Genomic DNA, 19,997 nt, shown 5'->3' on the forward strand with positions numbered 1-19,997 from the left:
GGGCCGCTTTCATCACGGGTCAGAACCCGGTCAGGAGGTGCGGCCGGTGTCACTGCTGTTGAAGTCGCTGCTGTCGAAATCGGTCGTCGCGATCTCCGCGTACGCGGGCGAGGGTTTGGGTTGCTGGAGAGCGAGAACCCGGTCGCGGAGGACTGCGATCACCTCGGTGATGTTCGGCTCGTCCCAGAGGGAATCCTCGGGAACGCTGATCAACTCACTCATCGGCCCCACGATCAGTTTCACCATGATCGGCTTCCCGGCGACATTGATCGCGGGCAGGTTCAGTGACTCGGTCGTCTGACTGATACCCAGGGCGGTGACGAGTTGGAAGAGTGCGTCTGCGATGGCGTCCGCGGTGAGGAAGGACGCCCCGCTGTAGGAGATTCGTCGCATGCAATCACTGTCTCCCCACCCCGCTGGGTATTCAACCCCCCAGGGAACAGCCCGAGGCCCGGCGGCCGCCAACAGGCGGTCGTCGGGCCCGAACAGGCGGTGCGGCGCGCTACTGCGCGTCGGACTCATCGGCCGCGTGGAACCACGGCGGGTACACGGCCACCTTGGGCTTGTGCGCCCCGGCGGCGAGGATGCCCCGCACCGCGTCGCGCACCTTGTCGTTGGCGACGCCGATCAGCGTGACCAGCTGGAACGGGAACTGCTCGCTGACGAGCAGCTCCGCCGCGCGGATCGCGCCCGATTCCTGGTCGGCGCGCAGCCGGCGCAGCAGCCGGTCCGCGCTCTCCGGCGCGGCACTGAAGCTGGTCAGCGGCCCGGCGGCGTCCGCGTCGGTGACGACGACGGCCGCCGCGGCAGGCTCGTCGGCGGTGGCGAGGTCGTCACGGAGCTTCTTGACCGTGCTGACCAGGATCACGAAATCGAAGATCTCAGCGTCGTGGGCCTGGCCCGAGAGGCGGGGGTCGGTGGCACCGGTGAGGATGCCGTCCCAGAGGTACGCGTTCGGCGACAGGAAGAACGGTACGTACGCGGCGACCCGGGTGTCGTCCGCCTCCGTGACGACCGCGGCGCGGCGTGCCGCGCGGGTGAGCACGGAGGAGAGGTCCACGGCGGGCCGGGTCTCCCAGGCGTCGCTGGCGTCGGCGAGCAGGCGCCCGCTGCCGAGGATTCCGGCGAGGTTACGGATGTGGGTGACGTGGTAGATCCGCTGCTCCCCCACGTTGTCGACGGCCGTCTTCGCCGCGCCGGAGACCCGCACCGGTGAGGCCTTGACGGTTCCGGCCGCCTTGGCCACCGGCACGGTCTTCGTGCCGCCGAGGGTCACGGTTCGCGGCGACGGCGAGCTGCGCAGCGAAGGAGCCTTAGCGGACTTGGCCCGGCTGGCGCGAACCGCGGGAACGGCCGGCACGATCTCGGGGGCTGCTTTCGGGAAGCACAGGGCACACAATCTACCCTCGAGTCCGTGGATACATTCGTCGCTCAAAACTAGTGAAAACCTTTCGTGTGCGTGGCCCCCACACTCTTCAAGTCCGATGCTCAAAGACCACGTATCAACGGTACGGTCATTTCGGCCCGGATGGTGACCGTTCGGCGCATTCTCTGCAGACCGACGGATGCGGCGAGCGCCAGCGTTCCGGTCGCCGCGACCCACACATTCAGCCCGAACACCATCAGGCAGAACGGCGCCAGCACGATCAGCAGGGTGGAGACCGAGACCGCCCAGTCGGCCGCGGCCCGATCGCCGATCCGCCGCAGGACCGGCCATTCCAGTCGGCCGAGCAGGGCCGACAGCAGGAACAGGGCCGCCACCGTCGCGGCGAAATACGCCGGTCTGGTCCACCACCACAGGGGCGTTTCCGGCGCCGGACCGCCCCACGGGGTCAGGAGCGTCAGCCCGACCAGCAGGGCGATCACCGGCACGTGCCAGAGGTAGATCGTGATCAGGCGGGCACCGATCGCCCCAACCAGCACCCGCACGGGCGCGAGCGCCGCGATCCGGTGCAGCACCGGGCGGGCGAGCGCCAGCAGCGCGAACTGGCCGACGCTAAGCACGGTCAGGGCCAGGCTCGGCGGGTTGAGGTCCTCGAGAATGTTCACCCGGGAGAGGCCCGTCTGGACCATCCCCCACAGGAGCAGGAAGCTGTCGGCTGCGAGCAGCAGCAGCGCCGCCCGGCCGCGCCGGGCGAACCATCCGTCGGCCACCCAGAAGCCCAGTTGCTGCAGGAACAGCCAGATGAAGATCATGTTGAAGATGCCGATCACCGCCAACCCGGAAGACAGTCGCCCCGCCTCGACCACGATCGCGCAGCCGAGCAGCACCAGCAGCGTCAGCACCCGGGCGCGGGCGTGCAGTTCCACCATCCCCGGCAGGAAGGCCTGGCTGAACGCGTAGGCGGCGAGGAACCAGAGCGCCGACGTCACCCCGGCGCCGATCAGCAGGACGGATGCCCGGTCCACCCCGCTCCACTGCAGCACCAGGATGCCGCTCGTGAGGGCCAGGAACAGCGGGGCCGCGGGCCGGGCCAGCCTCAGGATGCGGCCGCGGATGAATTCGGCCGGGGTCAGCCCGGCGGCGGCCGCCGCGGTCCACGCCCGATGGCCGGCGAACCCCCCCCGATGATGAAGAAGAGCGGCATGATCTGCGCGACCCAGGTCACCGGGGGCAGCCACGGCTGGGCCGCCAGCACGTTGTCGAGCCGCAGGCCAGCGCCCGGGCGGAGGGTCGCCCCCATCATGAGCAGGTGTCCGAGCACCACCGGCAGAACGCAGACGACCCGCATGAGGTCGAGCACCCGGTCGCGGGCATCCGGTGTGTCAGGCGCCATGGCCTCAGCCGCCCTCCCAAGGGAGAGGCTCCTCGAAGGGGACGGGAGCGAGCGGGATGACCACCACCGGCCGGTGCTGCCGGTGAGCCAGCCGCACGGCGACGGAACCGCTGATGAACTTCGCCAGGGTGGACCGCACATTGGACTCCCGGGTGCCCACGACGATCATGGCCGCCCCGAGGGTCTGGGCCAGATGGCCGAGGGCGCGAGCCGGGTCGCCGGCCAGCGCACGGGTCGACCAGACGACCCCGGCCCCCTCGAGGATCTCCGCCAGGTGCGCGGCCAGGCGCGGATCGAACCTCTCCTCGGTCAGCTCGGGAGTGTCAGGGTCGAACGGGAGGGAACTCATGCTGCCGTCGGCATGCTCCACCACCATGTACCGGGTCGCCTCGACGGTGGCGCAGACGAGTTCGGCCTGGAAGCGGGAGGCGAAGACGGCGGCCTCCAGCACGACGGCATCCGGCTGCCTGTGCGTCACTCCGACGATCACCCGGACCGGTTTATCTGCACTCATCGCGCCCTCCGTTGCTTTCGCTGGTGACACTAGTCAGAAACCGGCGGACCGTCACCGTTTCGAGGGCGAGGCCGGCAGGGCGGGTCGGTGCGGGTCGCTGCGGGTCGGGTCGGTGCGGGTCGGTGCGGGTCGGTGCGGGTCGGTGCGGGTCGGGCGATCCGGCGCCGCTGGGCGAGCTAAGTTGGAACTGTGGGGCAGTCGACGATGACCAGGAGCGAACGGTGGGAACGGGCGACGGATGCGCCCCTCCTCTGGCTCGGGTTCGCTTTCCTCTTCGCCTACGCGACCCCGATCATCGCGCCCGAGATCGGCTCGTGGTGGCGCCTGCTGCTCGAGTGGGTCGAGATCGCCACCTGGGCGGCTTTCGCCCTCGACTTCACCGTGCGGCTAAGCCTCGCCCGCGGGCGCCTGAAGTTCATCCGCACCCACCTGCTCGATCTGGTGGCCGTCGCCCTGCCGCTGTTCCGGCCGCTCCGGGCGCTGCGCGTGCTGTCGATCGTGATCCTCTCTGCCCGGCGCCTGAGCAAGAAGCTCAAGAACCGGGTGATGACGTACGCGGCCGTGACCGCGGTCTCGGTCTGGTTCATCGCCGGCCTCGCGGTCACGGATGCCGAGCGGGGCGCCCCGGGCGCCAACATCCACTCCGTCTGGGAGGGGTGGTGGTGGTCGTTCATCACGATGGCCACGGTCGGATTCGGCGACCTGTACCCCGTGACGGCCGAAGGACGACTCGTCACGGTCGGTCTGGTCGCCACCGGCATCGCCCTGATCGGCACCCTCACCGCGTTCATCGCCGCCTGGTTCGCGTCGGCGAGCCGGGAAGCCGAGGAGGAGATCAAGGCCGAACTCGACGTCAGCGAGGACAAGCTCGACGCCCTGAAGCTCGAGATCGGTGAACTGAAGACCCTGGTCGAACGTCTGCTCGAACGACCCGTGCCCCCTTCGTCACCATCGCCATCGCCTGAGGGGTAGACAGGGGGCGTGACCGCACACATGACCGCCGCCGACCTCGGCCTCGACCTGTCCGACGGGGCCGAAGACCAGCTCTTCCGCTGGTTCCTGGCCAGTGTGCTCTTCGGCCGTCCCATCCAGCAGGAGGTCGCCGCCCGCACCTATGGGGTGCTGATCTCCCACGGCCTGACCGCCCCGGAGGAGTTCGCCCGCTACGACCGGGAGGGCCTCCGGGCCCTGCTCGACGAGGGCCACTACGCGCGGCTGGACTACATCATGACCGACGAGCTGCACGAGGTGATGCGAAGCGTGGCCGCCGAGCACGGGTCGGTCGGCGGGATGGTGCGCGCGGCGGCGTCACGGGAGGAGCTCACCCGCACACTCGTCGCGTTCAAGGGCATCGGACCGACGACCGCAAAGATCTTCCTGCGGGAGCTGCCGGCGAGCGTGCTGCCGCGCTGACGGCATCCGTTCTTTGTGCCACGTACCCCGCCGAGTCTCTGGACAGGTTCAGGTTCATCTGCCTAACATGGTAATGAGCGAATGCCCTTTTCGGGGCCGGGGAACTCGCCAGCAGAATCGACGCCACGCCCCACATGCCCCACGCAATAGAAAACGACATCCTGCCGATTCCGACCTGTGTCTCCTGTTTCACCCCCATGGCCCCGGCCGGCGGTGGCTGGTGGTGCGACGGTTGCCAGGAGTTCCTCTGACCGGGTTGACGGCTCCGTCTATTTGACGGCGATCAGCTCGATCAGACGGATGTCGGGATCATTCGCCAGCAGGCTCGGCCCGTGTTCGGCGAGGGCTGCGGGGATCGCACCGCCCAGGTGAGCCTGTCGGCCCTCCTCGGTCTCGAAGGTGTCGAAGATGCCGAACGTCTTCTCGTCGACCCGGAAGGCGTACCAGGTGCGGGTCTGGGGCTCCTCGTCCACCACCGCGCGGCCCGCCTCCAAGAAGTCCCACACGTCCTGCTCCTTGCCCGGCTTCGCTTCCACCAGGGCCAGTACTCCGAACTTGAGTGCCATCGGACTCTCCTTCACTTCTTCTTGGCTTCGTCGCGTCGTGAGCTCCGGGCGGGCGGATGTCCCCCGTGCAGCGAGCGTAGAACGCCGCCCCTGCCCCGGCAAGGACTGCGAGGGACCCGCCCCTAACGAATTCGACGGAGATTCTGCGTTAAAACCGTGCGCAGGAGGCGAAACGGCTCATTTTCGGCAAAATCTCCGTCGAATTGGTTACACAGGGCGGGGGCGGGGAGGTTGGGTAGTGTGGACGGGTTCCACCCCCGGCCAGCGGCACCAATGTCCACTACCGGCACCAATTCAGAGGAGTCCCATGTCGACCACCGTTAAAGGCGTCATCGCACGATCGAAGGGCGCGCCCGTTGAGCTCGTCGACATCGTGATCCCTGACCCCGGTGCGGGCGAGGTCATCGTCGACATCGAGACCTGCGGCGTCTGCCACACCGACGTGCACTACCGCGAGGGCGGCATCAACGACGAGTTCCCGTTCCTGCTCGGGCACGAGGCCGCCGGACGCGTCAGCGTTGTCGGCGCCGGCGTGACCCACGTCGAGGTGGGCGACTTCGTGGTGCTGAACTGGCGCGCGGTCTGCGGCGACTGCCGGGCCTGCAAGCGCGCCGAGCCCTGGTACTGCTTCAACACCTTCAACGCCGACCAGAAGATGACCCTCACCGACGGCACCGAGCTCAGCCCGGCCCTCGGCCTCGGGGCATTCGCCGAGAAGACCCTCGTGCACGAGAAGCAGTGCACGAAGGTGAACCCGAAAGCAGACCCCGCCGTCGTGGGCCTGCTCGGCTGCGGCATCATGGCCGGAATCGGAGCGGCCATGAACACGGGCAACGTCAGCCATGGCGACTCGGTCGCCGTGATCGGATGCGGCGGCGTCGGCAACGCGGCGATCGTCGGGGCCCGGCTCGCCGGGGCATCCGTCATCATCGCGATCGACCGCGACGCCAAGAAGCTCGTGATCGCCCAGACCCTCGGCGCCACCCACTCCATCGACTCCTCCGACCTGGACGAGGACGGCGTGGTCGCGGCCGTGCAGGCCCTGACCGGCGGCTTCGGAGCGGATGTCGTGATCGACGCGGTCGGACGCCCCGAGACCTGGCGCCAGGCGTTCTACGCCCGCGACCTGGCCGGCACCGTCGTGCTGGTGGGGGTGCCGACGCCCGAGATGATGCTCGAGATCCCGCTGCTGGACGTGTTCGGGCGCGGCGGCTCGCTCAAGTCCTCCTGGTACGGGGACTGCCTGCCCGAGCGCGACTTCCCGATGCTGACCGACCTCTACCTGCAGGGGCGGCTGCCGCTGGACGAATTCGTCAGCGAGCGCATCGGCATCGGACACATCGAGGAGGCCTTCGCGAAGATGGCCCGCGGCGACGTGCTGCGCTCGGTCGTGGTCCTCTGATGGTCGCCCGGATCGAACACCTCGTCACCTCGGGCAGCTTCAGCCTCGACGGCGGCACCTGGGATGTCGACAACAACGTCTGGATCGTCGGCGACGACGACGAGTGCGTCGTGATCGACGCCGCCCACTCCGGTGACGCCATCCTGACGGCCATCGGCGACCGCAAGCTCGTCGGCATCCTCTGCACGCACGCGCACGACGACCACATCGGCGCCGTCGCCGACGTGCAAAAGGCGCACACCGCGCCGACCTACCTGCACCCGGACGACATGATGCTGTGGGACCGGGTCTACCCGGATGCCCCGCCGAGCCGACCGTTGGAAGACGGCCAGCTGATCGAGGTGGCCGGGATCGACCTCCAGGTGCTGCACACGCCGGGCCACTCCCCCGGCGCGGTCTGCTTCTACGCGCCCGCGCTCGGCACCGTGTTCAGCGGCGACACCCTCTTCCACGGCGGCCCCGGCGCAACCGGCCGCTCCTTCAGCGACTTCCCCACGATCATCACGTCGATCCGCAGCCGGTTGCTCACGCTGCCCGCGGAGACCGTCGTTCTCACCGGCCACGGCGAGTCCACGACGATCGGCGCCGAGGCGGCCCACCTCGACGAGTGGATCGCCCGCGGCCACTAGGCGGATGCCGCCGACGGATGCCGCGGCATCCGTCGGCCGTCACGCCCGTTTGTTGTGGCTGTATCTTGTGGCTAATTCAGGAGATCTCGCCGTCGGGCCGCAACTCGCCGCATGATTCCGCGGCCGGTGTGGCGCCGGTAGACGGTTCTCCTGAGTTAGCCACACGGCCGACGTTTGAAGGGGCGGGATCGGCGGCAGGGATCGGCGACGCGGGGCCGGCTCAGGAGGGCCGGCCCACTGTTCGGCTCACCGGCGCACGATCGAGCGCAGCAGCCGCACCACCACAGACAGGGACGCCATGTCGTCCTGGGCGAGGGCATTGACCTCCTCGAACACGCTCCGGGCCCGGCCCAGCTGTTCCGCGTTCTGTTCCTCCCAGGCGAGCAGGCGGTCCTCGGCGCTGGCGGCGTCCGTTTCGCTGAGCACGGCCCGGGTCATGTCGGCCACGGTCGTGTACAGGTCGTCGCGGAGGGCGGCGCGGGCCAGTGCCTGCCACCGGTCCTTGCGCGGCAGCACGGTGATGCGCTCGAGCAGGTTGTCCACCCTGAAGCGGTCGTACACCGTGTAGTACACCCCGGCGACATCCGTCATGGGCTCGTCCGCGTGGGCGGCGATCGTGGCCACGTCCAGCAGGGCGAAGGCCTCGAAGAGTTCCGCCCACCGGCGGCCGAGGTTCTCGGGCACGCCCCACGCCTGCGCGGTGTCCAGCAGGGACAGCACCCGCTTCAGGTCCCCGCCCTTGAGGTAGTCGTCCAGGTGCGCCCGCATCAGGTCCATCTGCGGCTTGTACTGCGCGACCACGTCGCCCACGGGCCGCGATGCGCCCTGATTGACCTGCCAGCGCACGGCACGGTCGAGCAGGCGACGGATGTCCAGGTGGATCGCCGTCCAGTGCCGGGTCGGGAACGACGACGGCAGGGCGTTCAGCTCCTCGACCAGCACGTCCAGTTCAAAGATCTCGCGCAGGGCGACGAACGCCCGGGCGATCGTGGCCTGGTTCGCCGAGGTCTCCTCCATCGCCCGGAACGCGAACGTCACCCCGCCGAGGTTGATCATGTCGTTCGCAACGACCGTGGCGATGATCTCGCGGCGGAGCGGATGCGTGTCCAGCTCGGCGTCGAAGCGCTCGGACAGCTGCCGGGGGAAGTACCGGCGCAGCGTGCGGCGGAACCACGGGTCGTCGGCCAGGTCGCTGTCCCGCAGCGCCGTGGCCAGTTCGATCTTGGCGTACGCCGCCAGCACGCTCAGCTCGGGTGAGGTCAGGCCCTGGCCCGTTTCCAGGCGCTCGCGCAGCGTCGACGTCGTCGGCAGGGCCTCCAGGTCGCGTTTGAGGTCGCCGGATGCCTCCAGCCAGTCCATCAGGCGTTCGTAGCTGGGGCTCCAGCTGGCCACCTTCGCGCGGTCGTTGAGCAGCAAGATGTTCTGGTCGACGTTGTCCTCCAGCACCAGGCGGGCGACCTCGTCGGACATGGAGGCGAGGAACTCCGACCGTTCCTCCTCGGAGAGCTTGCCCGCGGCGACCATGCGGTCGACGAAGATCTTGATGTTCACCTCGTGGTCGGAGCAGTCGACCCCGGCGGAGTTGTCGATCGCGTCGGTGTTGAGGATGACGCCCTGCAGCGCCGCCTCGATCCGGCCGAGCTGGGTCAGCCCGAGGTTGCCGCCCTCGCCGACGACCTTGACCCGCAGGTCCCTGCCGTCGACCCGGATGGCGTCGTTGGCCTTGTCGCCGACCTGCGCGGCCGTCTCCGTGCTCGCCTTGACGTAGGTGCCGATGCCGCCGTTGTAGAGCAGGTCGGCGGGGGCCGTCAGGATCGCCCGGAGCAGTTCCGGCGGGCTGAGGCGCGTGGTGCCGTCGGGCAGCCCGAGCGCGGCCCGCACCTCGGCGGAGATCGGCACCACCTTGGCCTGGCGCGGGAAGACCCCGCCGCCGGCGCTGATCAGGCTGGAGTCGTAGTCCGCCCAGGAGGAACGCGGGAGGGTGAACAGGCGCCGTCGTTCCGCGAACGAGGCCGCGGCATCCGGAGTCGGGTCCAGGAAGATGTGCCGGTGGTCGAAGGCCGCAACGAGACGGATGTGCTGCGACAGGAGCATCCCGTTGCCGAACACATCGCCGGACATGTCGCCCACCCCGACGACCGTGAACTCCTCTGACTGCGTGTCCACGCCGAGTTCGCTGAAGTGCCGTTTGACGGACTCCCACGCACCGCGGGCGGTGATGCCCATGGCCTTGTGGTCGTAGCCGATCGAGCCGCCGGAGGCGAACGCGTCGCCGAGCCAGAAGCCGTACTCGGCGGCCAGCCCGTTGGCGATGTCCGAGAACGTGGCCGTTCCCTTGTCGGCGGCGACGACCAGGTAGGAATCGTCGTCGTCGTGGCGCACGACCCGGCTGGGCGGCACCAGCTGCTCGCCGTCCGCGGTCGTGACCAGGTTGTCGGTGAGGTCGAGCAGTCCCCGGATGAAGGTCTTGTAGCTTTCGATGCCCTCCGCCATCCACGCGGCCCGGTCGACGGCCGGGTCGGGCAGCTTCTTGGCGAAGAACCCGCCCTTGGCCCCGGTGGGCACGATCACGGCATTTTTGACCGTCTGCGCCTTGACCAGGCCGAGCACCTCGGTGCGGAAGTCCTCGCGCCGGTCCGACCAGCGCAGACCGCCGCGGGCCACCTTGCCGAAGCGGAGGTGCACCCCCTCCACCCGCGGGGAGTAGACCCAGATCTCGTAGCGCGGCCGGGGGAAGGGCAGCAGTTCGATCGCCGTGGGGTCGAGCTTGAGACTCAGGTACGGCTTGCCCTGGAAAAAGTTCGTGCGCAGCGTCGCTTCGATCAGGTTGATCAGGGTGCGCAGCACCCGGTCCGCGTCGAGCGTGGTGACCTGCTCCATGGCCACGGTCAGGTGCTCGCGCACCTGCGCCGCCCGGCTGGTGCGTTCCTCCTCGGCCAGATCCGGATCGAACCGGGCCTCGAACAGCGACACCAGGCCGCCGGTGACGGCGGGGTTGGCGAGCAGCGTGTCCGCGACGAACCCGTAGGAGTTGGTGTTGCCGGCCTGGCGGAGGTACTTGGCGTAGCTGCGAAGGATGACGACCCGGTGCCAGGCCATGCCCTCCCTGAGTACCAGCCGGTCGAGCCCGTCCGATTCGGTGGCTCCGCTGACGGCGGCGCCGAACGAGTCGGCCAGCAGGGCGCCCGTCTCGATCGGGTCGACGCCGGCCGGGTAGGTCAGGCCCAGGTCGTAGAGGTAGAAGTCCCGGCCGTCGGCGGTTCTGATCTCGAAGGGCACCTCGTCGAGAACCTCGATGCCGAGGTTCTGCAGGAACGGCAGGATCTGGCTCAGGCTCTTGGGCTCCATCAGGTAGAGCTTGACCCGGGCATCCTCTTCGGCGGCGCCGCGCCCAGCGGTGCTCCCATCGTCGGCGTCGGCGACGGTGTCGCCGGCGCCCGTGCCGGTCGGAAGGTAGACGTGAAGTGCGGGCCTGGCCGGCTCAGTGCCGACGGCACGCGCGGCGGCTGCCGCGGCGGCGCCCTCCTCGAATCGGCCGATGTCTTCCAGAGCCTCCTCGAGCTCGTAGTCCACCCGGTAACTGGCGGGGAAGGCCTCCGACCAGAGTTCGGCGAGGCGCTCCGCCTCATCCAGCGGGTAGCTCTCGCGCAGTTTCTCGCCGATCCCCTCGGGCCAGGACCGCACCGCCATCACCAGGCGGTGTTCCAGTGCGGCGGTGTCGACGACGCCGACCGTGTCGTTCTTCTGCAGCCGGATCCGGAAGAACAGTCGAGCCAGCGCGGACTCGGTCATCCGGGCCTCGAAGTCGACGGACTCCGCGTGGAACGTGTCCCGCAGCTCCTTCTCGATCCGGAGACGGACGGCCGTGGTGTACCGGTCGCGGGGGAAGTAGACCAGCGCGGTCATGAACCGGCCGTAGACATCCGGGCGAAGGAAGAGCCGGGTGCGGCGGCGCTCCTGCAGCCGCTGGATGGCCAGCGCGGTGGTGAACAGCGTGGGCACGTCGATCTGGAACAACTCGTCGCGGGGGTACGTTTCCAGGATTCCGAGCAGCTCCTTGCCGCTGTGCGACCCGGGCGGGAAGCCGGCCTGCTCCATCACCGCGTCGACCTTCTCGCGCAGGATCGGCACGTCCCGCACCGAACTCGTGTACGCCGTGGCGGCGAACAGGCCGATGAAGCGCTGCTCCCCCCGCACGTTGCCGTCGGCGTCGAAGCTCTTGATCCCGATGTAGTCGAAGTACGCCGGCCGGTGCACGCTCGACCGCGAGTTGGCCTTGGTGATCACCAGGGCGCTGCGTTCTCGCGCCTTGTGCCGGCCGGCATCCGTCAGGTGCTGGATCTGGTGGCCGTCTTCCATCGAGCGCAGCAAGCCGAGGCCACTGCCCTCACGGATGGTCAGCACGTCTTCGCCGTCGACGGTCTCCAGGTCGTACTCCCGGTAGCCGAGGAAGGTGAAGTTGTCGCGGTCGAGCCAGCGCAGCAGGTCCTGCGCCTGCTTGATCTCCTGGATGCCCTCGGCGTGGGCGACGTGGCCGAGGTCGTCGGCGATCTGCACGGCCTTCGTTCGCATGGCCCGCCAGTCCTCGTTCGCGGCGCGCACGTCGCCGAGCACCTTGGCGAGACCGGTGACCAGGCTGGCCCGGGCCTCGTCGTTGGCGGTCTCGATCTCGATCGCGATCCACGACTCGACCTGGCTCACGGTCTCGTCGACGTCGCCGGGCCGGGCGGCGTCACCGCCGTGCACACGGCTGACCCCGATCAGCTCGTTCGTGTGCCGGTCGCGGGTCACGACGAGGAGCGGGTGCACCTCGAGGTGGATGGCGGAGTGCTGCCGCACCAGCTCGGCGGTGACGGAGTCGACCAGGAACGGCATGTCGTCGGTGACGATGTAGACGACGCTGCGGCCGGCTTCGTTATGGACCTCGATGTTCGGGGTGCCGGGAGTACGGCTGAGGGCGACCTGCCAGTGGTGGACGGCCCGCTCGTGGAGGGTTTCCACGTTGGAGTTCTGGCGGTCTTCACCGGCCAGGTGTTCGTAGTAGTCGGAGATGAAAGCGTCGAGCGTGCTGCCTGTCGGGGCCGGGATCGCACGGGTGGACTCAGACGTCATTGAAAACAGCCTCCATCAAATATGTGATCTCCGCGTCATTGCGGATGGTCGAGCCGTGAACGCGACGCGCCGGCTGGTGTCGGCGGTCGAACGAGGAGACTCCCTGACCATCGTAGTTTTGTTCCCGGGATCCGCCCAGTCGCCCGGCGGCGGGTCCCCGATCTGCCCCGTCATGTCACCTTTCCGGTCGAGAGCGCCCGTTCCGCCGGTCACTCTCGACCGGAAAGGTCACGGTCGGCGCTCGTAGGATGGCACGCATGCGCGCGATTCTGGTAGACACCCCCGGCGGGCCCGAAACCCTCACCCTCACGACCGTGGCCGACCTGCCCATCGGGCCCCGCGACATCCGGATTCGGGTGGCCGCGGCCGGCGTCAACCGGGCGGATGTCGCCCAGCGGCTGGGCAGCTACCCCTCGCCGGCCGGGGCGCCGCAGTGGCCCGGGCTGGAGGTGTCCGGCACGGTCACCGGGACCGGCGCCGAGGCCTCACGGTTCCAGGTCGGCGACCGGGTCTGCGCCCTGCTGGCCGGCGGCGGCTACGCCACCGAGGCCGTGGTGCACGAAGACCTCGCTCTGCTCGTCCCCGACTCGACGGACCTCGTCGAGGCGGCCGCCCTGCCGGAAGCCCTGGCGACCGTGTGGTCGAACGTGTTCCTCTGCGCAGGATTGGCCGCCGGGGAGACCCTGCTCGTGCACGGCGGCGCGAGCGGCATCGGCACCACGGCGATCCAGCTCGGCGTGCTGGCCGGTGCCCGGGTGGCGGTGACGGCCGGGTCGGCCGCGAAGCTCGCGGTGTGCCGGGACCTGGGCGCGGACATCCTGATCAACTACCGCGAGCAGGATTTCCCGGCCGAGATTGCCGCGGCGACTGGGGGGCACGGCGCCGACGTGATCCTCGACATCATCGGCGGCTCCTACGCCGCCCGCAACGTGGCCGCCCTGGCCCTGAACGGGCGCATCATGGTGATCGCCAACCAGAGCGGCGAAGACGCCATCTTCAACCCGTTCCACCTGATGCAGAAACGCGGCCGGTACTGGGGCACCACCCTCCGCTCCCGCCCGTTCGAGGAGAAGGCCGCCATCATGCAGGCCGTCAGAACGGATGTCTGGCCCTGGGTCGCATCCGGCCGGTTCCGCCCGGTGATCGACAGCCGTTTCTCCTTCGACGATGCCGCCCAGGCCCACCGGCGGCTGGAAGCATCCGTTCACGTGGGCAAGATCCTGCTGGTGCCCTGACATGATGCCGACGGCCCGGAAGAACGACATCGTGCTGGTGCGGCACGGGCAAACCGAGTGGAGCATCTCCGGCCGGCACACCGGGCGCACCGACATCCCGCTGACCGATCTCGGTCGACAGCAGGCGGATGCCCTCGGCGGCATGCTGCAGGGCCGCGATTTCTCGCTGGTGCTGTCGAGCCCCCTCACACGAGCCTGGGAGACCATGCAGCGGGCCGGATATGCTGGCAAGGGCATGCCCGACGAACACATTCTCGAGTGGGATTACGGCGTCTTCGAGGGCCGCACGACCGCGGACATCCGCGAGGCGGAGCCCGACTGGTCGGTCTGGACCTCTCCCATCGTCGGCGGCGAAACCGTCGACGATGTCGGCGTGCGGGCCGACACCGCCATCGAACGCTGCCTTGGCGCCCCCGGCCCCGTCGCCGTGTTCGCCCACGGGCACTTTCTGCGAATCATGACGGCCCGCTGGATGGGTCTGCCCGCGGCCGCGGGGCGGCACCTCAGCCTCGGCACGGCGACCGTGTCCACCCTCGGCTGGGAACGCGAGACCCGGGTGCTGCAGATGTGGAACGACGCCTGCCACCTCAACTCGATGGACCCCGTGGTCTGATCGACGCCAGCGGGCAGGTCCCGGCTACACTCCGGGGCATGATGATCACCGAGCTTGCGTCTGACGAAGTCTTCGTCTTCGGATCGAATGCCACCGGGATGCACCTCGGCGGAGCGGCCGCGACGGCGCAGGAGAAGTTCGGCGCGGTCTGGGGCGAAGGCCACGGCCTGCACGGCCAGTCCTACGCGATCGACACCATGAGCGGGCTCGAGGTGATCGCGGCGGAGGTGGCGACGTTTCTGGAGTTCGCGGGGCAGCATCCGGAACTGCGGTTTCTGGTCACCGAGATCGGGTGCGGGATCGCGGGCTACACGCCCGCGCAGATCGGGCCGCTGTTTCGCGGGGCGCCCGGCAATGTGGTGCTGCCGGAGAGCTTCCGGTAGGCGCCGGGCGGGGATTGCGGGCTGCTCGGGTTCGGCCCACGGGAGTGTGCCAGACTCGATTCCGGCCGCCACCCGAGCCTGGTTCGGTTGCTGTGAACGTCTCCCACCCGATTGGACATCGAACCCGTGAAGAACTGGTCCTTCAATACCTGCGCGATCGCCGGGTTCAGCTTCAGCACCTTCTCGGTGGCGCTGGTCATCCTGAACGCGGTCACCGCGAACCGGTTCCTGACCGTGCTCTTGTCGGTCGCGGGGGTGGCCCTCCTGATCGGAGGCGCACTGTCCGTGCGCGCCCACTTCCTCTGGTCCCGCGGCGGATCGCGCTAGCCGGGGCCAGGCTGTTCTCGCGACCTGTCCCGCTTCCGGTCCAAGCGCTGATAGCTTCGGCCCATGAGACTGTCTTGGGGTGCGGCCGTTGTGGTCGCGGGAGCGCTCGTTGCATTGTCCGGCTGCTCGTCGGCCGGTCCCGGCGCCGGTGAGGCTCCCGCCTCGACTCCGGCGGCCGCCGCACCCCTGACCTGTGCCGAACTCGTTGGTGGGCCAGACGTGGATGCGGCCCTCGCGTCACCGTCGACACCCAGCGATTTTGCGAGTCTCCTGTCCTACCCCACCCCGCACGACTCCGCATCGACCGCAGCCGGAGGGATTCGCTGCGCCTGGCTGGCCGATGGGTCCCAGGGCCGCTACTCGAAAATCATCGGCGAACCCGGGGTCCCCTGGCTCGACGTCGAGGTCTTGCCCGGCGCCGCCGAGAAATGGACCTCGTACACGTTCGGCGACGGACCGGGAACAACGGCGACAACACCGTTCGCGGTGTTCGACGGAGCGCAGTCCTGTGGCGATCCCGGCTGCAAGGCCACGGCGCCCATCGGCTCCGCCTGGGTGAGCGTCATGGTGCACGATCCAGGGTTCGGCGTGGGAGACAGCCTGGTCGGATCGTCGCAGGAGGATATCTTCGCGAAGCTCAACCCGGCGGCCTCGGCCGTGTTCTCAACCATTGCGAACGCGACTCCGGCGCAGCTCGACTGGCCGGCGACGCCGGCTCGTGCGAGCGATCCTCTGGTGGAGCCCTGCTCGAGCTTCCTCAAGGCTCCGGCGCTGGCCACCGCGCTCGGAGTGGCAACCGTTGGTGAGTATGCCGACTCGGCCGCTCTGCCGTCGGACATCGTCTCGCTCGACAGCGTGGCCCTCACAGATGCGGGGTTTGTGGACTGTTTTGCGGAGGCAGGGTTCGACGCGAGGGCGAGTTTCGTTCTCGCGCTCGACAACGCAGCCATCGTGGATCGTATTGCTGCCGGGCTCGGACCGAACAGCGACGAGCACCTCGACCGGCTGATGGGTCAGACGGGAAGCGAGAAAGCCGTGTCGAATTGCGTTGCTGGTCGCCCGAATTGCGACCTCTGGTTCTCGCTCGGCGCGGACGCCATCTTTGTCTCGTCGATTTCCAGCGATTCGAAGGCCATCGCCCAGGCCATCATCGCTCAGGCGCGATAGGCGCGATAGGCGCGATAGGAGGGTCGGCGCCGTCGGCGGGACCCCGGCCCCGGCTCAGATACTGAAGTCGCCGCCCGGGGCCCGCTCCGACTCGGCGAGGCTGGCCGGGACGTTCGTCTGGTTGACGGGTTCGTCACTGTACGACGACGTGACGAGGATGGGCATGTGGTCGGAGTCGCCGATCGGCAGCGTCTCGACGTTCTCGATGGTCAGGCCGATGGAGGTCGCCAGGTCGAAGTGCCCGCGGAAGAACTTGTACCGGGTGTAGGTGCGCGTGTCACTCATGGTGAGGTCGTAGCCGGACTGGTTCACCTGGTCGCCGAGGTGGCCTTTGAAGATGGGGTAGTTGTAGTCGCCCACCATCAGGGTCGGCAGGCCGGGACCGAGGATGTTCAGCTCCTCGTGGGCCGACCGGATCTGGTTGCGGCGCAGGGAGTTCAGCGCGGTAAGCGGTGCGGCGTGGAAGGACGCGACGACGAGTTCGCGGTTCTCGGCGAGGTCCGTCAGCCGGGTGCCGATCAGCCGCTCGTGCGCGGGCGTCAGCAGCCGGTCATGCAGGGATTTCTTCAGCGCGAAGGTCTTGGTGTGTTCCGCCGTGAAGCGGTCCTTGCGGTAGTAGATCGCCAGGCCGAGCCGGTTGCGCACGGTCGAATCGGCCAGGTGCAGCAGGCCGATCTCTTCGGGCAGCTCGCGGGTGTCACATTCCTGCAGGCAGAGGACATCGGGATCGTAGCGCTCCGACAAAGCGATGAGTTCGCCGCTCGCGCGGTCCTTACGGAGGTTGTAGCTGATGACCTTCACGAAGCCAGCCTACGTTTGCGCCGGAAAAAATCCACATCGTCTAAGTGAATTCTCGGCTGACCGAACACGGGCGTATGCGAGACTCGGGGACATGATGCAGGATGCGCGCGGGGCGGTGGTCTCGGTCAGCCGGGACGACCGGCACCGGTTCAGCAAGCCGGTCGTGCCGGACATCCGTCTGATCAGCGGCGTCGGCGTCGAGGGCGACGCGCATGCCGGCGCCACGACCGCGCACCGCTACCTGGTGCGGAAGGATCCCGGCCGGGCCAACCTGACCCAGGTGCACCTGCTGCCCGCGGAACTGTTCGACGACCTGGCCGAGACCGGGTTCACCCTCGCGCCCGGCGAGCTGGGCGAGAACGTGACCACGCGCGGCCTCGACCTGCTCGGCCTCCCCCTCGGCACCCGGCTGCATCTCGGTGCCGACGCCGTCGTGCAGGTCACCGGCATGCGCAACCCGTGTTCCCTGATCAACGGGCTGCAGCGCGGCCTGATGAAGACCCTGATCGAAACGGATGACGCGGGCCGGGTGACCCGACGGGCCGGCATCATGGGCATCGTCGTCAGCGGCGGCACGGTCACCCCCGGCGACCCGATCCGGGTGGAGCTGCCGGCCGGAGACCACCTGCCTCTCGGCGTGGTCTGAGACGTCCATCGCGCCTTCTGGGCAACGACAATACGCCCTGCTATTCTCGGCCTCATCCACCCGTGAAGGAGTCCCCGATGGCCCGCAAGGTGCGCACTGATGATCAGACGATCTCCCGCCTCAGGGCGTACAACATCGTGGCCGGCTCCCTGCATCTGGTGCAGGCGATCGGGTTCGCCTATGTCCTCACTCTCCTGAGCGACCAGGTCACCTTCGCCGTCACCGCCGACTACCTGGCCGGGCCTCCCGGGGTTCCGCTGCCGCCCGAACGCGTGACCCTGTTCGACGTCAACGTCGGCATCGGCGTGGTGGCATTCCTGGCCCTGTCGGCCTTCTTCCATTTCCTGATCTCCTCGCCCTGGTTCTTCGCCCGCTACGCGACCGGACTTCGGCAGAACCACAACTACTTCCGCTGGGTCGAGTACTCCCTGAGCTCGTCGATCATGATCTGGCTGATCGCGCAGATCACCGGCATCACGGATGTCGCGGCCCTCTTCTCGATCTTCGCCGTGAACGCCGCCATGATCATGTTCGGGGCGTTGCAGGAGAAGTACGAGACGCCCGGCAACGGCAACTTCCTGCCGTTCATCTTCGGGGCGATGGTGGGCGTGGTGCCGTGGATCGTCATCCTGATCTATTTCATCGCCCCGGGGTCGACCAGCGAGGCCGAGCCGCCGGCCTTCGTGTACGGCATCATCATTTCGCTGTTCCTCTTCTTCAACACGTTCGCGGTCAACCAGGTGCTGCAGTACAAGCAGGTGGGCGGCTGGCGCGAATACCTGCGCGGCGAGCGCGCCTACATCACGCTGAGCCTGGTCGCCAAGACCGCACTGGCCTGGCAGGTCTTCTCTGGCGCGATCATCCCGGCGCTCTCCTGATCGGGCCTTCCTCCACGACGAGGACGGGTCGGGACGACCGCCGGAATCAGGTGGTGGAATCGTGGAAGGTGCTGAATCTCGGCACGACCGGTTTGATGTTCTCGTTGAGGTGGAAGACGTTCTCCGGGTCGTACTTCGCCTTGACCGTGGCCAGCCGGTCGTAGTTGACCCGGAAGGTGTCGGCGATGCGCACCTGGTCCTCCGAATCCTTGAAATGGATGTAGCGGTCGGGTTCGGAGAAGGGCCGCAGCGCGGTCCAGAAGTCACGCACCCATTTCATGTTCGCCTGGCTGTCGGCGGGGTCGTCCCACATGCACGCGATCGTCGGCGAGAACCGCGTGTGCCGGTAGGGGAACGCCGTCTCCTCCGGGCCGACGCGTTGAACGGCACCGTCGATGGGATGGATATGAACGGACGTGTCCAGGGTGGGCACCATCCGGCCGAAGTCCAGATACGCGGTGATGGCCCCGTCACTGAGCTCGGGCAGGAAGTTGGCCTTCCCGTAGACGTGCAGGCCCGAGCGCAGCCCCCCGCCGAAAACCGTGTTGGCTTCGGCGTTAGGGCATCCGCTGCACCATGGCGCCGACGACCGGGGCGACATCCAGGTAGGGCTGCCAGCGTGCCTCCCCCTCCGCGGGGTCCCCGATCCAGATGCCCGCGACGACGCACATCGGTTCGCCGTGCCGTTCGGAAGGCAGGTAGGACGCCGCCGGGCACAGGTGGAACCCGAGAAACGCGCTGAACTCCTTAGGGGCGCTCGCCAGGTGTTCCCGGTAGAATTCCGCCACCGTCCGGGAATCATCGATGGAGTAGAAGATCACGCCCGCGTGCACCATGTCGACCGGATGCAGCCGGTATTCAAACGATGTGACGACCCCGAAGTTGCCGCCGCCGCCCCGCGGGGCCCAGAACAGGTCCTCGTTCTCGATCGCACTGGCCGTGTGCACGGTCCCGTCGGCGATCACGACCTCCGCCGAGAGCAGATTGTCGCAACTCAAACCGTATTTGCGGGCGAGGTAGCCGATCCCGCCGCTCAGGGTCGGCCCGGCGATTCCCTCCGCGCCGTCGAGGCCCCCGGTGGTGGCCATGCCGAATGCATGAGTGGCGTGGTTGAAGCCCGCCCAGCGGGCGCCGCCCTCCGCGCGCGCCCGAGCGGTCACGGGGTTCACTCGTACCCGGTCGTAGTCGGCGAAATCGATGACGATCCCGCCGTCACAGGTGCCGAAGCCCGATGCGCTGTGGCCGCCACCGCGAATAGCGAGATCGACACCGAATTCCTGCGCAATCCTGACGGCGCCGACGACGTCGTCGACACCGGAGACGCGCACAGTGGCCGCGGGCCTCTTGTCGACCAGGTTGTTGTAGACGAGGCGGGCGATCTGGTAGTCCCTGTCCACAGGGGTGATCACCCGCCCCTGCAGGCGAGTCATCAACTGAGGAATCAAGCTATCGGGCACGACGGCCTCCTATGCGAATTCCCCACCAAAGTAACGCCGCCCCGCGGTGGCTGTCAACGAGACGCGGCTCACGGCGG

Annotated in this window: 21 protein-coding genes; 11 read left to right on the forward strand and 10 right to left on the reverse strand. The window is 68.4% G+C overall.

Annotated elements, in window-relative coordinates:
- Positions 1-30 precede the first annotated feature (30 nt).
- The 5 genes from E3T24_RS15340 to E3T24_RS15355 form a co-directional block, all read right to left on the reverse strand.
- Positions 31-393 carry a hypothetical protein gene (locus E3T24_RS15340; protein WP_134365060.1) on the reverse strand — a complete coding sequence of 121 codons (363 nt, stop codon included), beginning with the start codon at positions 391-393 and terminating at the stop codon, positions 31-33.
- Positions 394-502: 109 nt separating this feature from the next.
- The gene (locus tag E3T24_RS15345) at positions 503-1,435 is read right to left on the reverse strand and encodes a DarT ssDNA thymidine ADP-ribosyltransferase family protein (protein WP_166789224.1); all 933 of its coding nucleotides are present in this window, start codon (positions 1,433-1,435) and stop codon (positions 503-505) included.
- Between the two features lie 53 nt (positions 1,436-1,488).
- Positions 1,489-2,622 carry an acyltransferase gene (locus E3T24_RS17480; RefSeq protein ID WP_166789225.1) on the reverse strand — a complete coding sequence of 378 codons (1,134 nt, stop codon included), beginning with the start codon at positions 2,620-2,622 and terminating at the stop codon, positions 1,489-1,491.
- A complete protein-coding gene (locus E3T24_RS15350; protein ID WP_134434839.1) occupies positions 2,514-2,777 on the reverse strand; it encodes a hypothetical protein in 264 nt (87 codons plus the stop codon). The genes E3T24_RS17480 and E3T24_RS15350 overlap by 109 nt, the downstream gene beginning before the upstream one ends.
- A 4-nt stretch (positions 2,778-2,781) precedes the next feature.
- The gene (locus E3T24_RS15355; RefSeq protein ID WP_134365061.1) at positions 2,782-3,291 is read right to left on the reverse strand and encodes a universal stress protein; all 510 of its coding nucleotides are present in this window, start codon (positions 3,289-3,291) and stop codon (positions 2,782-2,784) included.
- A gap of 204 nt (positions 3,292-3,495) precedes the next feature.
- Between E3T24_RS15355 and E3T24_RS15360 the strand changes: the two genes are divergently transcribed.
- Together E3T24_RS15360 and E3T24_RS15365 are read left to right on the forward strand one after the other, a co-directional pair.
- Complete coding sequence (locus E3T24_RS15360; RefSeq protein ID WP_134365062.1) at positions 3,496-4,263, forward strand: potassium channel family protein; 768 nt, start codon at positions 3,496-3,498, stop codon at positions 4,261-4,263.
- A gap of 9 nt (positions 4,264-4,272) precedes the next feature.
- A complete protein-coding gene (locus E3T24_RS15365) occupies positions 4,273-4,704 on the forward strand; it encodes a DNA methylase (RefSeq protein WP_134365063.1) in 432 nt (143 codons plus the stop codon).
- Between the two features lie 269 nt (positions 4,705-4,973).
- Here E3T24_RS15365 and E3T24_RS15370 read toward each other — a convergent pair whose 3' ends face one another.
- Positions 4,974-5,270, reverse strand: a complete 297-nt coding sequence (locus tag E3T24_RS15370; RefSeq protein WP_134365064.1) for an antibiotic biosynthesis monooxygenase — start codon at positions 5,268-5,270, stop codon at positions 4,974-4,976.
- A gap of 307 nt (positions 5,271-5,577) precedes the next feature.
- Here E3T24_RS15370 and E3T24_RS15375 point away from each other — a divergent pair, with 307 nt between their 5' ends.
- Entirely contained in the window at positions 5,578-6,672 is a 1,095-nt protein-coding gene (locus tag E3T24_RS15375; RefSeq protein ID WP_134402583.1) for an S-(hydroxymethyl)mycothiol dehydrogenase, read from the forward strand.
- Positions 6,672-7,301: an MBL fold metallo-hydrolase gene (locus tag E3T24_RS15380; protein ID WP_134404893.1), complete on the forward strand. Its 630-nt coding sequence runs from the start codon at positions 6,672-6,674 to the stop codon at positions 7,299-7,301. Before E3T24_RS15375 ends, E3T24_RS15380 begins: the two co-directional genes overlap by 1 nt.
- A gap of 246 nt (positions 7,302-7,547) precedes the next feature.
- On the opposite strand, the gene E3T24_RS15385 is transcribed toward E3T24_RS15380, so the two are convergent.
- Positions 7,548-12,413: an NAD-glutamate dehydrogenase gene (locus E3T24_RS15385; RefSeq protein WP_134404896.1), complete on the reverse strand. Its 4,866-nt coding sequence runs from the start codon at positions 12,411-12,413 to the stop codon at positions 7,548-7,550.
- A gap of 257 nt (positions 12,414-12,670) precedes the next feature.
- On the opposite strand from E3T24_RS15385, the gene E3T24_RS15390 reads away from it, so the two are divergent.
- The 5 genes from E3T24_RS15390 to E3T24_RS15410 all read left to right on the forward strand — a co-directional run bounded on the left by E3T24_RS15390 (position 12,671) and on the right by E3T24_RS15410 (position 16,138).
- Complete coding sequence (locus tag E3T24_RS15390) at positions 12,671-13,648, forward strand: NAD(P)H-quinone oxidoreductase (protein WP_134365068.1); 978 nt, start codon at positions 12,671-12,673, stop codon at positions 13,646-13,648.
- A gap of 1 nt (position 13,649) precedes the next feature.
- The gene (locus E3T24_RS15395; RefSeq protein ID WP_241975846.1) at positions 13,650-14,261 is read left to right on the forward strand and encodes a histidine phosphatase family protein; all 612 of its coding nucleotides are present in this window, start codon (positions 13,650-13,652) and stop codon (positions 14,259-14,261) included.
- Between the two features lie 38 nt (positions 14,262-14,299).
- Positions 14,300-14,644: a hypothetical protein gene (locus E3T24_RS15400; RefSeq protein ID WP_134365069.1), complete on the forward strand. Its 345-nt coding sequence runs from the start codon at positions 14,300-14,302 to the stop codon at positions 14,642-14,644.
- A 111-nt stretch (positions 14,645-14,755) separates the two neighbouring features.
- Positions 14,756-14,971, forward strand: a complete 216-nt coding sequence (locus E3T24_RS15405) for a hypothetical protein (protein WP_134402582.1) — start codon at positions 14,756-14,758, stop codon at positions 14,969-14,971.
- A 63-nt stretch (positions 14,972-15,034) separates the two neighbouring features.
- Positions 15,035-16,138 (forward strand): hypothetical protein, encoded by a 1,104-nt coding sequence (locus E3T24_RS15410; RefSeq protein ID WP_134411204.1) that lies wholly within the window; start codon positions 15,035-15,037, stop codon positions 16,136-16,138.
- Positions 16,139-16,192: 54 nt separating this feature from the next.
- On the opposite strand, the gene E3T24_RS15415 is transcribed toward E3T24_RS15410, so the two are convergent.
- Positions 16,193-16,939: an endonuclease/exonuclease/phosphatase family protein gene (locus E3T24_RS15415; protein WP_134365073.1), complete on the reverse strand. Its 747-nt coding sequence runs from the start codon at positions 16,937-16,939 to the stop codon at positions 16,193-16,195.
- Positions 16,940-17,033: 94 nt separating this feature from the next.
- Here E3T24_RS15415 and E3T24_RS15420 point away from each other — a divergent pair, with 94 nt between their 5' ends.
- Positions 17,034-17,585 carry an MOSC domain-containing protein gene (locus E3T24_RS15420; protein ID WP_134365090.1) on the forward strand — a complete coding sequence of 184 codons (552 nt, stop codon included), beginning with the start codon at positions 17,034-17,036 and terminating at the stop codon, positions 17,583-17,585.
- A gap of 77 nt (positions 17,586-17,662) precedes the next feature.
- Positions 17,663-18,463: a heliorhodopsin HeR gene (gene heR, locus E3T24_RS15425; RefSeq protein ID WP_134365074.1), complete on the forward strand. Its 801-nt coding sequence runs from the start codon at positions 17,663-17,665 to the stop codon at positions 18,461-18,463.
- A 46-nt stretch (positions 18,464-18,509) separates the two neighbouring features.
- Here the strand turns inward: heR and E3T24_RS18105 are convergent, their stop codons facing one another.
- A complete protein-coding gene (locus tag E3T24_RS18105; protein WP_241975845.1) occupies positions 18,510-19,064 on the reverse strand; it encodes a BBE domain-containing protein in 555 nt (184 codons plus the stop codon).
- Positions 19,021-19,920, reverse strand: coding sequence for an FAD-dependent oxidoreductase (locus E3T24_RS18110; RefSeq protein WP_241978715.1), 900 nt, complete (start codon positions 19,918-19,920; stop codon positions 19,021-19,023). Before E3T24_RS18110 ends, E3T24_RS18105 begins: the two co-directional genes overlap by 44 nt.
- Between the last annotated feature and the right edge of the window lie 77 nt (positions 19,921-19,997).

The organism is Cryobacterium sp. TmT2-59 (assembly GCF_004403545.1).
Lineage (GTDB): Bacteria > Actinomycetota > Actinomycetes > Actinomycetales > Microbacteriaceae > Cryobacterium > Cryobacterium shii.

Bases quoted from the DNA above. Each gene is read 5' to 3' on its own strand.
- E3T24_RS15390 (WP_134365068.1), top strand. From the start codon at position 12,671: ATGCGCGCGATTCTGGTAGACACCCCCGGCGGGCCCGAAACCCTCACC.
- E3T24_RS15375 (WP_134402583.1), top strand. From the start codon at position 5,578: ATGTCGACCACCGTTAAAGGCGTCATCGCACGATCGAAGGGCGCGCCC.
- E3T24_RS15340 (WP_134365060.1), bottom strand. From the start codon at position 393: ATGCGACGAATCTCCTACAGCGGGGCGTCCTTCCTCACCGCGGACGCC.
- E3T24_RS15410 (WP_134411204.1), top strand. From the start codon at position 15,035: ATGAGACTGTCTTGGGGTGCGGCCGTTGTGGTCGCGGGAGCGCTCGTT.
- E3T24_RS15395 (WP_241975846.1), top strand. From the start codon at position 13,650: ATGATGCCGACGGCCCGGAAGAACGACATCGTGCTGGTGCGGCACGGG.
- E3T24_RS15380 (WP_134404893.1), top strand. From the start codon at position 6,672: ATGGTCGCCCGGATCGAACACCTCGTCACCTCGGGCAGCTTCAGCCTC.
- E3T24_RS15400 (WP_134365069.1), top strand. From the start codon at position 14,300: ATGATGATCACCGAGCTTGCGTCTGACGAAGTCTTCGTCTTCGGATCG.
- E3T24_RS15355 (WP_134365061.1), bottom strand. From the start codon at position 3,291: ATGAGTGCAGATAAACCGGTCCGGGTGATCGTCGGAGTGACGCACAGG.
- E3T24_RS15370 (WP_134365064.1), bottom strand. From the start codon at position 5,270: ATGGCACTCAAGTTCGGAGTACTGGCCCTGGTGGAAGCGAAGCCGGGC.
- E3T24_RS18105 (WP_241975845.1), bottom strand. From the start codon at position 19,064: ATGTCGCCCCGGTCGTCGGCGCCATGGTGCAGCGGATGCCCTAACGCC.
- heR (WP_134365074.1), top strand. From the start codon at position 17,663: ATGGCCCGCAAGGTGCGCACTGATGATCAGACGATCTCCCGCCTCAGG.
- E3T24_RS15420 (WP_134365090.1), top strand. From the start codon at position 17,034: ATGCAGGATGCGCGCGGGGCGGTGGTCTCGGTCAGCCGGGACGACCGG.
- E3T24_RS15385 (WP_134404896.1), bottom strand. From the start codon at position 12,413: ATGACGTCTGAGTCCACCCGTGCGATCCCGGCCCCGACAGGCAGCACG.
- E3T24_RS15360 (WP_134365062.1), top strand. From the start codon at position 3,496: ATGACCAGGAGCGAACGGTGGGAACGGGCGACGGATGCGCCCCTCCTC.
- E3T24_RS15350 (WP_134434839.1), bottom strand. From the start codon at position 2,777: ATGGCGCCTGACACACCGGATGCCCGCGACCGGGTGCTCGACCTCATG.